We start from the raw sequence: 13,312 nt of genomic DNA on the forward strand, positions 1-13,312 counted from the left end.
AAGAAGGAAGCGTGCACAAAGACATTTTCAATCACAACGCCCCCGGGTTATCTGTGATCCGGTGCAAGGGGGTGTACCGCACCGATAAAATGCCTTTCGGTCGCCGGAACGAATGTCCCGGCAATCCCACGATCAGGCCTGCGCTTCTCCACAGACCTGCTGTTTGTCGAGCGCTTCGATCATCAGCTCCACCGCTGACGAGATCGGCGCGACAATCGGAATATCGAAGCCGCCACGCAGTTGTTCCGCAGCTTCCCCGAGCGGCCCACCGCCGATGATGACCGCTTCGGCTCCATCCATGATGCAAAGCCGTACCGCCGCTTCCAGTTCTGTACGCAGACGCGCGCCATCGCGCGCCAGCTTCTCAGGGTCTCCGGGCGTGCAGCGAATACCCGTATAAAGATGCGACAGGCCTAGGCTTTCCGCCCGCGCCGCTATCGCATCGGCAAGATCCGGCGTTACCGTCGCAATGCCGAACCGTCGTCCATTCCGTGTTGCCTCGACCATCGAGGCCTCGCAAATGCCGAGAACCGGCACGGCCAGGCTCTCCTGCAGATGCACGACACCGGGATCGCCATAAGCGCTGACAATGACCCCGATGCAGTTTGAATTCTGCCCCCTGCCGATTTCTATGACTTGCGCCGCTGAAGCCATCAGCTGCTCGTCATTGACGATCATCGAAGGGCTGCGTGTCGCAGTGGCGGCTTCGATCCGAAGCCGCCCGTTCGCCTTCCGCCTGGCAATATCGAGCATCATCCCGCTCGTTGCCTCTGAGCTGTTTGGATTGATCAGCAGGACATAGGGGGATGATGCAGTCATGTTCAGGCCTGTTCTTTAGCAGTTTTTGTGAAATCGACCGTCGGCTCGTCGGCTTCCGCCGGCTGCGTCAAGTCTTCCATGGACCGACCATAGGTTTCCGGCCCAAGCTGGATGCAGAATGCGAAGATGGCATACATCGATGCGGCAAGGCCGAAGACACCAAGCATTCCGTATGTGTCGAACAAGGCACCCGCAATCGTCGGCACGAAGGATCCGGCAGCCGAACCGCTCGCGAGGATGAGTGCCACACCGAAGCCGCGGATACGGGTCGGATAGAGTTCCGGCGCGTAAATCCAGATCGACGTGTTGAGCAACAGGACAAAGAACTGGAACAGCGCTCCGAAGAACAGCACCAGATAGATGTTCGTGCCCAGATAGATGATCGAAAGCGCTGCGGCACAGGCACAGACCGCACCCAGGCTGAGAACTTTCTTGCGCGGAAAGTAATAGCCGAATGCCGATGCTGCAATGGCACCGAGCACGCTGCCGCTCTGGATGATCATGCTGTAAAGAAGGCTGCCCGAAAGCGTGTAGCCCATCGAAACGAAAATCATTGGCATCAGCGTCAGGACGGAAAGCTGTGCGCCGTAGCTCATCAGGATCGCGATCGCCACAGGGACGGTGCGGCCAAGATAAGGCGCCTGGAACAGTTCCCTCCAATTGCCCTTGACAGGCTTGGTGTCACTGTCTTCCGACTTCGACAGATATTCAGTGACTTTCAGGTTCTTGGGTCGGAGTGATCCGGACGCCAGAATGGAAAGCACCTTGTTTGCTTCGTCGATCTTGCCTTGCGAGGCCAGAAAACGCGGTGTTTCAGGCACGTAACGGCGAAAGAAAACAACGAGGAAAGCGGGGATCGCCAGAACAGCGAAGAGCCAGCGCCAGTTGTCGTCGCCCGGAAAGAGCGTGAAAACCAGCAGGCCGAAAGCCGGGGCGAGGAAGTTGCCGAAACCGCCTGCGCCGACATTGACGAGACCGGCTGCAGTTCCACGGAACTTCGGCGAACAGAATTCGGCAAGCATCGTAACGGCAGTCGAAATTTCGCCGCCGACACCAAAGCCGACGATGGCGCGTGCGAGACAGAGCCAGCCGAAGCTCGGTGCGAGCGCACAAAGTGCGGAACCGACGGTGAAGAGAAGAAGATTGATCGTCAGCATGACACGGCGGCCGTACCGGTCGCCAAGAATGCCGGACAAGAGACGGCCAATGGCCGCGCTTGCGAAAGTGATGGTATTGAGGAAGCCGATATCGGCGCCCGACAGACCCCATTGTTCGCGAAGGATCGGCCCGACGAGGCCAATCGTGTTCTGCTCGAAACTGTCAAAGAGACAGCCGATCAGGATCAGCGCGAGAATCTGCTTGTGCGCAGTTGTCACGCCGATATTTCCCAATGCATTTTCCATCTGCTTGATGGCCGGTGACGTCGCACCGGATTGTATCATTTGTTCCCCTGCCATAACGGTCCAACTCCCATGATATTAGCCGTATGAAATTATTTTTTCATAATCAAACATCAGAAAATCAATTTTTACAAGCAATTTTTTATCGTTTATTTTCAGATAGATAATCTGCTCAAAGCTTAGGCGAAAAAGATGCAAAAATAGTCAAAAGCTGCTAATAGTTAGGCAATCTGAAAATATGATTTCATCAGGCGGCACATGAAACCCACCGAAAAGTCCTTTCTGACCCGCGTAAGAGACGTTATGGACGAACTGCCGCCAGCCGAAAAAAGGCTGGGTGAATTCGTATGTGATTTTCCAGGGGAACTGGCGAGCTATTCGGCGTCGGAACTGGCAGCTCTCGCCCATGTTTCCAACGCGACCGTGACGCGTTTCGTACAGCGCCTCGGTTATGACACCTATGAAGAATCCCGACGCCATGCCCGTGAGGAAAAACAGACGGGATCGCGTCTGTTTCTGTCGAGTGCCACCGATGCGGAGAGCGGCCAGTCCCTGTCTTCGCATGTCGGTCAGGGCATCGCCAATCTGGAAAAGACCTTTCTTTCCATACGCGAAACACAGATCGACGCCGTTGTGGAAGCAATGCTCGGCGCACGCAAGACATGGGTATTCGGCTTTCGCAGCAGCCAGCCTTTTGCGGCCTATCTGCAATGGCAGATGATACAGGTGGTGGACAATATCGTTGCGGTTCCCGGACCGGGCCAAACACTTGGCGAATATATTGCCAGCATCAGCCCTGACGATATGGTCATCGTCTTCGCGCTTCGCCGCCGTATTGCAAAAATGGACGACATCCTTGCCGCCATCGAAAAGCGTGGTGCGAAACTTCTCTACATCACCGATGAAGGCGCGCCGTTCCGGGCTTCCGCGCAATGGCATTTTCATTGCCAGACACTGGCACCCGGCCCGTTGTTCAATCACGTTGCGGTCATGGCGCTCTGCCATTTATTGACCACGCGGGCCATTGAAAAAGCAGGCGCTTCCGGACGAAAGCGCCTGCGTGATATCGAAGCCTCCGGCGACCTGCTCGAAGAGCTGTAAACCGGTTATTTTACAGGCGGCGCATACATGAGCCCGCCCTTGTTCCACAGCGCATTGATGCCGCGGTCGATCTTGAGCAGGCTGCCCTTGCCGATGGTGCGTTCAAACATTTCGCCATAATTGCCGATCTTGGAGACGACATTATAGGCCCATTTCGGCTCAAGGCCGAGCTGTTGGCCGCTATCGCCTTCCGATCCGAGGAAACGGCGCACGTCCGGCTTCTTGGAGTTCAGATCCGCATCAGCGGAGGCTTGCGTAATGCCCAGTTCCTCTGCCTCAAGCATTGCAAACAGCGTCCAGCGAACGATGTTGAACCATTTATCGTCGCCCTGGCGGACGGCAGGTCCAAGCGGCTCCTTGGAAATCACTTCCGGCAGAACGGTGAAAGCATCAGGTTCGGCAAGCTTCAGACGTTGCGCATAAAGTGCGGACGCGTCGGTCGTGTAAACATCACAGCGACCCGTTTCAAATGCCTTCAGGATGCCATCGGCAGAATCAATCACCACCGGTTCATACTTGATACTGTTGGCGCTGAAAAAATCAGCGGCGTTCTGTTCGGTGGTCGTGCCCTGCTCGGTGCAGACCGAAGCGCCGTCGAGCTTCAAGGCGCTATCGATACCCAGATCCTTACGGATCATGAAACCTTGACCGTCATAATAGGCGGTGCCGACGAAATGGATGCCCATGCCCGCATCACGCGAAAGCGTCCAGGTGGTCTGGCGCGAAAGCAGGTCGACCGTGCCGGATTGCAACGCCGTGAAGCGTTCCTTGGTCGAAAGCGGAATGAAGCTCACCTTGTCAGGATCGCCAAAGACTGCCGCCGATACCGCACGACAGAAATCAATATCGAAGCCGGTCCATTTGCCCTGATCGTCTGGCGACGAAAAGCCTGCAACGCCCTGACTGACGCCGCAATTGATCTTGCCGCGCTCCTTCACGGTCGAAAGCGTATCCGCCTGCGCCCCACTTTGAGCGGACATGGCAAAGCCCGCCGCCAATAACGAACCCAAAACTATTTTTTTCATTGTTCCTCCTCCCAGAGTTTCAGGCCAGAGTTTCGGCCCAGAATTTCGGCCCAGAATTTCGAAAAAGCCGATCCATTGCCCGGCAGCACGCCGCCGGGCTTGTTGTTTGTTCAGTTATCCGACTACGAACTACTTCAGTGCAGCCGCGAAGCTGTCCTCCAGAACGCTCAGCAGATGATCGGCATTGGCACGCGTGAAGATCATCGGCGGGCGCATTTTCAGGACATTGTCGAACGGACCTTCAGTCCCCATCAGAATGCCGCGTTCGCGCGCGCCATCATTGATCTTCTTGGCCAGAGCCGTTGCCGGTTCCTTGGTCTTGCGATCCGTGACCAGTTCGATACCGAGGAACAGCCCCTGCCCGCGCACATCACCGATGATATCGAAGCGCTTCTGCATCGAGCGGAACCCGTCGATGAGATAGTTGCCGATATCAAGCGCGTTGCGGCGCAGATCGTTGCGCTCAATGACATCCAGCACTGCCAGACCTGCCGCGCAGGAAACCGGATTGCCGCCAAACGTGTTGAAATATTCCATGCCATTGTTGAAACTGCTGGCTATTTCACGGGTCGTTACCACTGCCGACATCGGATGGCCGTTGCCGATAGGCTTGCCCATGGTGACGATATCCGGCACCACATCCTGCATTTCGAACGCCCACCAGTGGCTGCCGACACGACCGAAGCCAACCTGCACCTCATCCGCGATGCAGACACCACCAGCCGCCCGCACCATCGCGTAGACTTCCTGCAGATAGCCTTTCGGCAGGAAGACCTGACCGGCGACGCTCGGGATCGACTCGGCAATGAAATAAGCCGGGCCGCGTCCAAGGCTTTTGATGGCCTCGATCTGCTCGGCAATACTTTCAGCAAAGCGCTTGCCATGTTCTGCCAGCGGCCAATTTTCCGGCGCGCGGTAGCTGTCAGGGATGACGGCCTCAAACACGTGATCCGGACGTCCTTTGCCGCCCTTGCGCTTGTACTTGTAAGGGCTGAGATCGATCAGCTCCTGGGTCGTGCCGTGATAGGCCCAGTCGAGCACCAGCGCATCGCGCTGGCCCGAATGCGCGCGTGCCATACGCAGCGCCAGACTGTTCGCCTCACTGCCCGAGCAGGCAAACGAGGCCACCGTCAAACCTTCGGGCAAAGTCGCCGTCAGGCGCTCCGCATAGGAAACGATGTTGTCGTGCAGATAGCGCGTATTGGTGTTGAGGATTGCGGCCTGTCTGGCAATCGCCTCCACCACCTGCGGATGAGCGTGGCCGAGATGGCAGACATTGTTGAAGCAATCGAGATAGGCGCGGCCCCGATTGTCGATCAGCCATGCGCCTTCACCACGCACAAACTTGATCGGCTCGGAGTAGGAGATGGAGAGGTTCGGCAGCAGAATATCCTTGCGGGCGCTGACGATCTCGGCGCGCGTGCGACCGGTCTGGTGAAAGGCTTCCGCCGGAATATCGGCAAGAGCTGCGGCATCCGGGAAGATATCGGCCCAAACATCAAGATAGGCATGTTCGCCGACGCCCAGAATTTCCGCTGCCGTGAGGCCGGTATCCGTCGAAATCTGGAAATGGAGATGCGGTGTCCAACCTCCATTCTCGTGCATGTCGCCCATCTGGCCGACGAGATCACCGGCGGCCAGTTTCTGCCCCGGCTTCAGGCGGGACACAGCCTCATGCGCCATATGGCCCCAGAGCGTGATGAAAGGCGGGCAGCCTTCCGACTGATGTTCCAGCGCAATCAGGCCGCCGTAGCCAAGTGGCGCGGTCTCGATCTCGACGCTTTTCACAATAGCTGCAAGCGGCGTGTAGACGGGCGTGCCTGCAGGCATGAACAGGTCAAGGCCCAGATGGTGGACACGCCGCTCGCCTTCGACAAAGCGTGAACGAAACGCCTCATCGGTATAGACAGTACGCTTTTCGCCCCATGGACCGATGCCGAGCTGCACATGGTTGCGGGTGCAGAAATCATCCCACCAGGCGGTGGCTTCCTTTGGGCGCTGCCCGGCAGAATCGACCGTCATCACATGGGCCGGGTCGCCATAGGGCACCAGCGCCTTGGTCATGGTCGCCGGATGCGGGCGGACGATGGGGGCGAGGTTCTTTCGGTTGGCGCTGATCCAGTCACGCACTGCACCAGCACCGTCGACAGCATCGAAACCGCATGCCTTGCGCAGGATGGCGGTGGCGAAGCGCGCGTTCATGGCATCAAGCTTGTGCAGAAGCCGCCATGCAGGTGCTTCGCTGATCGCAAGATAAGGATTGTCGCCGGTCTTCTCGCGGCGCGAAGCCGACAGCGTGACGCTGGTGACGAGGCGCATCGCAATCAGATCGAATATGAGATCGATTTCCTGCGGCAAAAGCGGATATTTCGCATGGAACCCGGCAGCGAGGGCCGCAGCTGCACCAATCGGGTCGTCCATATCCAGAATGGAATAGGCAGCGGCAATTGCCACTTCGGCAACCAGAACGGTGTGAACCGCATCGCCGAAATCGATCAGCCCGGCAATACGTTCATTATCCTGCGGATCAACCAGCACATTCCAGTCATTGGCATCGCTGTGGATCACCTGTGCACGCTGGAGCGGCAGCTTCGGCGCGATATCGCGCTCGAAACGGACAAGGAAGCGCTCGACGACGGCGCGATCTTCCGGCTTGTCGATGAAATGCAGACGGTCACGCGCCCGTCCGGCGTGGCGCACATCCCAGTCAAAATCACGCAAGGCGCCCGGATGAATGAAGCCCTGCAAGGCGCGGTCCAGCTGCCCCAGCGCACCGCCCAGATTGTGCATCAGCGCCTTGGTGCGCCTGACCTCGGCCAGCGGCGTGCCCGGCAGCCAGCTTGCCACCCGCAGCGCATGGGGCTTGCCCTTTTCCTTTTCGATAGAGGCCAGCACCTCACCCGACAGGCTCGCCTTCAGGCGCGGTACGGCAAGCGCCGGATCAGCCTTGGCCAGATGCTGCAGCAGCGCGGTCTGGAATTCGCTTTCAACGCGCGGTTCGCTGGCATTCACGACCTTCAGAATCCAGTCCCCCGATCCATTGCCCGTCTTCAGCCGGAAATTGCGATCACGCTCGCTGTCGAGCGGCGAGGCACTCGCCGTCACGCCGAAATGAAGCTGGGCCAGCACTTCAGCCTCTTGCGGAGAAAAATCGGGGGCGGGATGCGAAATATCGGTCATGGGAGGCGCTTCACGGGTTGAATATGAATGGGAAGTAACAGGATGAGCTTGGCATGTCCGCGATTTTCAGGCATCAGACAAGGCGTCGGTCAGACCGGCACTTTGCCGGAATGGACCGGCACATTTACGATAATACGAAAGAACCGACCATGCGGGAACTGGATGCGAAGGATCGCGAGATACTGGCCATTCTCTCCAAGGAAGCGCGCATTCCGCTGAAAACCCTGGCGGGACGCATCGGTCTTTCGCGCAGTGCAACCGGAGAGCGTGTCGCCAATCTTGAGAAAAATGGCGTCATTCGCGGTTACAGGGCAGACATCGGCCAGATCGACAGGAACGTCATCCGCGCCATGATTCTGGTCAGCCTCAAGCGTACACCGGCGCTTGGCCTTCTCGATGAGTTGGCGCGCCATGCCGAGGTGCGCCGGGTATCGTCGGTGAGTGGCCAGCTCGATTTGATCGTCGAGGTTGAAGTCCCCACCATAGACCGCCTCAACAGCCTGCGTGATCTCATCGCCACTCATGAAACTGTAGAGGATCTCACTACAGCAATCGTGCTTCGCCGGGATATCGAGCGCGAAACCGTCTGAAATTCAGTTATACAACTTTAGTTTGGACTACTACAATTTAAGGTAGACATTCTACCATAAGTCGAACATAACGCCTCCGGGTTGAAAAGGAGGGGACATGAAGACGCTTAATCTATTCATTATCGGGTTCGGCTTTACCGCACTCGTCATTACTTGCATTTTCGCCATTGGCGGCGGCACTATCTGATCAGTAACGAACGACAATCTCATTACAATATCATGCCCGTAGCAGGGGTTCCCCGAGGAAGATTGCTGAAGATTCGCGCACAGCGCGGATCATGAAATCGCTCAGCACCCGGATTCGCGGTGCAGCCACCACATCGATGTGACAGCTCATCCAATATTCACGCACCAGATGCATCTCGCGCGGCAGAACCGGAACCAATTCCGGATGCCGGCTGGCGATGAAGTAAGGCAGCACGCACAAGCCATAGCCAATCTGCGTGGCGATCAGTTGCGCATGAATACTGGAACTTTGATAGGTGCAGCGCTGCCCTGGCAGGATTTCGCGCATGTAATCAAGGCCCGGCGTGAAAACCATGTCGTCGATGTAACCAATGAACGGATGCCGGGCCATATCCTCGCGCGTCCTGATCGGCGGATGCCGCTCCAGATAATCGCGATGACCATAGATGAAGAGCCGATAAGGCGTCAGCTTCTCGCTGTGATAGGGCCCGGTACGCGGCATATGCAGCGTGATCGACAATTCCGCCTCGCGGCGCGACAGCGACATGATCTGCTGGATCGTCACCACTTCCACGAACAGGCTCGGATAGGATTGCGCCAGCACAGGCAGACGGTCGGCAAGAAAGAAATTGCCGAAACCTTCCAGCGTCGAGAGACGCACGACACCTGACAGCGCCGCCAGATTGCCGGTAGCCTCGGTCTGGAACTTCATCGCCTCGCGCTCCATGACCTCGGCAGAGTTCACCAGCCGTTCGCCGATGGGCGTCAGTAGATAACCGCGCGGATTGCGCTCGAAAAGCTTGGTCGCAAGGGCCTGTTCCAGCCGGTCGATCCGGCGCAGAACAGTGACATGGCTGGTGCGCAATTGCCGCGCCGCCGTGGAGAGCTGGCCGGTGCGCGCAACCGCCAGAAAATATTGCAGATCGTCCCATGTGAACTGCCGCATGCACCCCTCCCAAACAGTTGCAGTGGCCCCCGCCTCTCTATCTGTACGTTTTCGAACAGACGGTGTTCAAAAATTGTTGTTCGTGTACGCATTTGTCAATGCTACCGTTTCAAAAAGTAGCTCCGTCGAAAATGCCAGACAGGTTTGCGTCAGGAGCTGCAATAAAGAAAGAAACGCCCGGGGCGGAGGAACAAATCGGGCGGAAGCAGAGGGCGAACGGCACAGAGGAAAAGCCGTTTCCTGATCTCGAAAGACTGCTTCACTACAGCATTGGCCGGAAAATCGGAATCGATTTTCAGAAAGCACAATGCGTAGATTCAATAGTTTAGAGCGTCGTTTGTACGTCCGTAAGGATGCATGGCGCTCTGAAGAATGCCGTGCGGGTTTTCCGTGGCGGTTTTGGTGTTATTGGGAGGAGCACTTCATGAAATGTCTCGCACTTGCAACGGCAGCGCTTTTCGCCGCCACGGCTATCTCGTCGGCAGCGGAAATTTCCGACGGCAAGGTCAAGATCGGCATTCTGAACGATCAATCCGGCGTTTATGCCGACTTCGGCGGCAAATGGTCGTTCGAGGCTGCCAAGATGGCGGCTGAAGATTTCGGCGGCAAAGTGCTCGATGCGCCGATTGAGATCATCACGGCGGACCACCAGAACAAGCCGGACGTCGCCTCGAACATCGCGCGCCAGTGGTACGACACCGAGCAGGTCGATTCCATCATGGAACTGACAACCTCATCGGTCGGCCTCGCCGTACAGGCCCTGTCCAAGGACAAGAAGAAGATCACCATCAACACAGGTGCGGCCACATCGGAACTGACCGGCAAGCAGTGCACGCCTTATGGCTTCCATTGGGCCTATGACACCCATGCGCTTGCAGTCGGCACCGGCGGCTCGCTTGTGCAGCAGGGCGGCGATACCTGGTACTTCCTCACTGCCGACTATGCTTTCGGCTACTCGCTGGAAGAGCAGACAAGCAAATTCGTCGAATCCAAGGGCGGCAAGGTTCTGGGTTCCGTGCGCCACCCGCTGGCAACCACCGATTATTCCTCCTTCCTGCTGCAGGCACAGGCCTCCGGCGCCAAGGTGGTCGGCCTTGCCAATGCAGGTCTCGATACGTCCAACGCCATCAAGCAGGCGGCTGAATTCGGCATCGTTGCCGGTGGCCAGCGCCTCGCGGCCCTGCTCTTTACCCTGTCGGAAGTGCACGGTCTCGGCCTCGAAGCCGCTCAAGGCCTGACGCTGACCGAAGGTTTCTACTGGGATCGCGACGATGAATCGCGCGAATTCGGCAAGCGATTCTTCGAGCGCACGGGCCGTATGCCGAACATGGTTCAGGCAGGCACCTATTCCGCTGTCACTCAATATCTGAAGGCGATCAAGGAAGCCGGAACCGACGAAACCGAGGCCGTTGCCAAGAAGCTTCATGAAATGCCGGTCGAAGACGTCTTTGCCCGTCACGGCAAGGTCGGCGCCAACGGACGCATGATCTACGACATGTATCTGATGGAAGTGAAGAAGCCTGATGAAAGCAAGGCGCCTTGGGATTACTATAAGGTTCTTGCAACCATTCCCGGCGATCAGGCCTACATGAAGCCGGAAGAAAGCGGCTGCCCGCTGGTAACGCAGTAAAAAGAGGCTGGTTGAATGAACGCAGCAACTGGCAATATGACGGCCCTGCATGAAGCAGGGCCGAACGATGGCGGCTCATCCGGCAAGACCGTTCTGTCGGCACGAGGACTGGGCAAGTCTTTTGGCGGCTTTCATGCAGTCAAGAATGTCGACCTCGATGTGGAACATGCTCGTGTTCACGCGTTGATCGGCCCCAACGGCGCAGGCAAAACCACGGTTTTCAACCTCCTGACCAAGTTCTTGCAGCCATCGAGTGGCGAGATCACGCTTCTGGGCGAAACCATCACCAAGACCGATCCGGCCAAGGTGGCCCGCATGGGGTTGGTGCGCTCGTTCCAGATTTCGGCCACCTTTCCGCACCTGACCGTGCTGGAAAATGTAAAGGTCGCATTGCAGCGTCCCAATGGGCTTGCCACACAGTTCTGGCGCTCGCTGTCAGCACTCGACCGGCTCGACGCACAGGCCATCGAGCTTCTGGAGCGGGTCGGCCTTGCCGATGCCCGTCATGCGCTGGCCGCCGATCTGTCCTATGGCCGCAAGCGCGCGCTCGAAATCGCCACCACGCTGGCGCTCGATCCGAAGGTTCTGCTGCTCGATGAGCCGATGGCGGGCATGGGCCATGAAGATGTCCATACCATTGCCGCCCTCATTGCCGATGTGGCGAAGGATCGCGCGGTCTTGATGGTCGAACACAATCTCAAGGTGGTGGCCGACATTGCCCACCACGTCACGGTGCTGCAGCGCGGCGAAATTCTCGCCTCCGGCGATTATGCCACCGTCTCCAAGGACGAGCGCGTGCGCACCGCCTATATGGGAACCGAACATGAATAGAGGCCAACCGCTATTATCCGTGCGCGGGCTCAATGCCTGGTATGGCGAAAGCCATGCCCTGCACGGCGTCGACCTCGATATCTGGCCCGGCGAAACCATCACGCTTCTGGGCCGCAACGGCGTCGGCAAGACGACGACGCTGCGTGCCATCATGGGCATCATCCGCAAGCGCACCGGCACCATCACGCTCGACGGCAAGGACATCATGCGCGTGCCGCTGCATCGCATCGCCCATGCCGGTCTCGGTTTTGTGCCCGAAGAGCGCGGCATCTTTGCCACCTTGAGCGTGCATGAAAACCTGCTTTTGCCGCCTGTCGTCGCCAAAGGTAGTCAGGGCACGATGTCGCTTGACGAAATCTACGAACTCTTTCCCAATCTGCATGAGCGCCGTAACAGCCCCGGCACCAAGCTTTCGGGTGGCGAACAGCAGATGCTGGCAATTGCGCGCATCCTGCGCACCGGGGTCAAGGTGCTGCTGCTCGACGAGCCGACCGAAGGTCTTGCGCCCGTCATCGTGCAGCGCATCGGCGATGTGCTGGTGGAGTTGAAAAAACGTGGCATGACCGTGTTGCTGGTCGAGCAGAATTTCCGCTTCGCCGCCAAGGTCGCCGACCGCTTTTATCTCATGGATCATGGCGTGGTGACGGAAAACTTCCCCACCGCCGAACTGCCCGCCCGCATGGCGGCGCTCAACGAAGCGCTGGGGGTATGACACGATGACAATGATTTTTGGAATACCTTTGCAGGCACTTCTCGGGCAGCTGCTGGTCGGCCTCATCAACGGCTCCTTTTATGCCATGCTGAGTCTCGGCCTTGCCATCATCTTCGGGCTTCTGCGCATCATCAATTTCGCTCATGGCGCGCAATATATGCTGGGTGCCTTTGTCGGCTATCTGCTGTTGAGCTGGCTCGGCATCGGCTACTGGCCAGCGCTGATCCTCGCTCCGCTTATCGTCGGCCTTGGTGGCGCGATCATCGAGCGCGTGGCCCTGTCGCGGCTCTACAATCTCGATCCGCTCTATGGCCTGCTCTTCACCTTCGGCCTTGCCCTCGTGATCGAAGGCACGTTCCGCTATTATTATGGCGCTGCCGGTCAGCCCTATGCCGTGCCGCCTTCGCTTGCGGGCGGGCACAATCTCGGCTTCATGTTCCTGCCGAACTATCGCGCCTGGGTCGTCGTCGCCTCGCTTTTCGTCTGCCTCGGCACCTGGCTCCTGATCGAAAAGACCAAGCTCGGCGCCTATCTGCGCGCCGCCACCGAAAACCCGACACTGGTCAAAGCCTTCGGCATCAATGTGCCACTGCTCCTCACCTTCACCTATGCGTTGGGTGCGGCGCTTGCCGGTGTTGCGGGCATCATGGCCGCGCCGATCTATCAGGTCAGCCCGCTAATGGGGTCCAACATCATCATCGTGGTCTTTGCCGTGGTGGTCGTCGGCGGCATGGGCTCGATCCTTGGCGCCATCATCACCGGCTATGTGCTGGGGCTGGCGGAAGGCCTCACCAAGGTCTTCTACCCCGAGGCTTCCAGCATCGTCATCTTCGTCATCATGGCTATCGTCCTTCTGGTTCGACCCGCCGGACTGTTCGGGAAGGAGGCCTGA

Annotated in this window: 11 protein-coding genes; 6 read left to right on the forward strand and 5 right to left on the reverse strand. The window is 58.0% G+C overall.

Annotated elements, in window-relative coordinates:
* Nucleotides 1–132 precede the first annotated feature (132 nt).
* Complete coding sequence (locus tag KWJ32_RS14715) at nucleotides 133–819, reverse strand: aspartate/glutamate racemase family protein (RefSeq protein WP_012091477.1); 687 nt, start codon at nucleotides 817–819, stop codon at nucleotides 133–135.
* 2 nt (nucleotides 820–821) lie between these two features.
* Complete coding sequence (locus KWJ32_RS14720; RefSeq protein WP_010659476.1) at nucleotides 822–2,276, reverse strand: MFS transporter; 1,455 nt, start codon at nucleotides 2,274–2,276, stop codon at nucleotides 822–824.
* A gap of 201 nt (nucleotides 2,277–2,477) precedes the next feature.
* On the opposite strand from KWJ32_RS14720, the gene KWJ32_RS14725 reads away from it, so the two are divergent.
* Nucleotides 2,478–3,320: a MurR/RpiR family transcriptional regulator gene (locus KWJ32_RS14725; RefSeq protein WP_010659475.1), complete on the forward strand. Its 843-nt coding sequence runs from the start codon at nucleotides 2,478–2,480 to the stop codon at nucleotides 3,318–3,320.
* 5 nt (nucleotides 3,321–3,325) lie between these two features.
* On the opposite strand, the gene KWJ32_RS14730 is transcribed toward KWJ32_RS14725, so the two are convergent.
* Nucleotides 3,326–4,345, reverse strand: a complete 1,020-nt coding sequence (locus tag KWJ32_RS14730; protein WP_012091476.1) for an amino acid ABC transporter substrate-binding protein — start codon at nucleotides 4,343–4,345, stop codon at nucleotides 3,326–3,328.
* Between the two features lie 129 nt (nucleotides 4,346–4,474).
* Nucleotides 4,475–7,525 carry an aminotransferase class III-fold pyridoxal phosphate-dependent enzyme gene (locus KWJ32_RS14735; protein ID WP_012091475.1) on the reverse strand — a complete coding sequence of 1,017 codons (3,051 nt, stop codon included), beginning with the start codon at nucleotides 7,523–7,525 and terminating at the stop codon, nucleotides 4,475–4,477.
* A 149-nt stretch (nucleotides 7,526–7,674) separates the two neighbouring features.
* On the opposite strand from KWJ32_RS14735, the gene KWJ32_RS14740 reads away from it, so the two are divergent.
* Entirely contained in the window at nucleotides 7,675–8,115 is a 441-nt protein-coding gene (locus KWJ32_RS14740; protein ID WP_010659472.1) for an Lrp/AsnC family transcriptional regulator, read from the forward strand.
* A gap of 217 nt (nucleotides 8,116–8,332) precedes the next feature.
* Here KWJ32_RS14740 and KWJ32_RS14745 read toward each other — a convergent pair whose 3' ends face one another.
* Entirely contained in the window at nucleotides 8,333–9,247 is a 915-nt protein-coding gene (locus tag KWJ32_RS14745; RefSeq protein WP_012091474.1) for a LysR family transcriptional regulator, read from the reverse strand.
* A gap of 424 nt (nucleotides 9,248–9,671) precedes the next feature.
* On the opposite strand from KWJ32_RS14745, the gene KWJ32_RS14750 reads away from it, so the two are divergent.
* The 4 genes from KWJ32_RS14750 to KWJ32_RS14765 are packed head-to-tail and all read left to right on the forward strand — an operon-like array spanning nucleotide 9,672 to nucleotide 13,312.
* Nucleotides 9,672–10,877 carry an ABC transporter substrate-binding protein gene (locus KWJ32_RS14750; protein WP_012091473.1) on the forward strand — a complete coding sequence of 402 codons (1,206 nt, stop codon included), beginning with the start codon at nucleotides 9,672–9,674 and terminating at the stop codon, nucleotides 10,875–10,877.
* A gap of 15 nt (nucleotides 10,878–10,892) precedes the next feature.
* Nucleotides 10,893–11,708: an ABC transporter ATP-binding protein gene (locus KWJ32_RS14755; protein ID WP_010659468.1), complete on the forward strand. Its 816-nt coding sequence runs from the start codon at nucleotides 10,893–10,895 to the stop codon at nucleotides 11,706–11,708.
* On the forward strand, nucleotides 11,701–12,420 hold the full coding sequence (locus KWJ32_RS14760; RefSeq protein ID WP_010659467.1) for an ABC transporter ATP-binding protein: 720 nt from the start codon (nucleotides 11,701–11,703) through the stop codon (nucleotides 12,418–12,420). The genes KWJ32_RS14755 and KWJ32_RS14760 overlap by 8 nt, the downstream gene beginning before the upstream one ends.
* A gap of 4 nt (nucleotides 12,421–12,424) precedes the next feature.
* Nucleotides 12,425–13,312 (forward strand): branched-chain amino acid ABC transporter permease, encoded by an 888-nt coding sequence (locus tag KWJ32_RS14765; protein WP_010659466.1) that lies wholly within the window; start codon nucleotides 12,425–12,427, stop codon nucleotides 13,310–13,312.

Source organism: Ochrobactrum sp. BTU2 (assembly GCF_024539785.1).
Taxonomy (GTDB): Bacteria; Pseudomonadota; Alphaproteobacteria; order Rhizobiales; family Rhizobiaceae; genus Brucella; species Brucella anthropi.

Excerpts from the sequence above, each read along its gene's own strand:
- KWJ32_RS14745 (WP_012091474.1), bottom strand. The coding sequence starts at position 9,247 with ATGCGGCAGTTCACATGGGACGATCTGCAATATTTTCTGGCGGTTGCG.
- KWJ32_RS14750 (WP_012091473.1), top strand. The coding sequence starts at position 9,672 with ATGAAATGTCTCGCACTTGCAACGGCAGCGCTTTTCGCCGCCACGGCT.
- KWJ32_RS14735 (WP_012091475.1), bottom strand. The coding sequence starts at position 7,525 with ATGACCGATATTTCGCATCCCGCCCCCGATTTTTCTCCGCAAGAGGCT.
- KWJ32_RS14730 (WP_012091476.1), bottom strand. The coding sequence starts at position 4,345 with ATGAAAAAAATAGTTTTGGGTTCGTTATTGGCGGCGGGCTTTGCCATG.
- KWJ32_RS14715 (WP_012091477.1), bottom strand. The coding sequence starts at position 819 with ATGACTGCATCATCCCCCTATGTCCTGCTGATCAATCCAAACAGCTCA.
- KWJ32_RS14740 (WP_010659472.1), top strand. The coding sequence starts at position 7,675 with ATGCGGGAACTGGATGCGAAGGATCGCGAGATACTGGCCATTCTCTCC.
- KWJ32_RS14760 (WP_010659467.1), top strand. The coding sequence starts at position 11,701 with ATGAATAGAGGCCAACCGCTATTATCCGTGCGCGGGCTCAATGCCTGG.
- KWJ32_RS14725 (WP_010659475.1), top strand. The coding sequence starts at position 2,478 with ATGAAACCCACCGAAAAGTCCTTTCTGACCCGCGTAAGAGACGTTATG.
- KWJ32_RS14720 (WP_010659476.1), bottom strand. The coding sequence starts at position 2,276 with ATGGCAGGGGAACAAATGATACAATCCGGTGCGACGTCACCGGCCATC.
- KWJ32_RS14765 (WP_010659466.1), top strand. The coding sequence starts at position 12,425 with ATGACAATGATTTTTGGAATACCTTTGCAGGCACTTCTCGGGCAGCTG.
- KWJ32_RS14755 (WP_010659468.1), top strand. The coding sequence starts at position 10,893 with ATGAACGCAGCAACTGGCAATATGACGGCCCTGCATGAAGCAGGGCCG.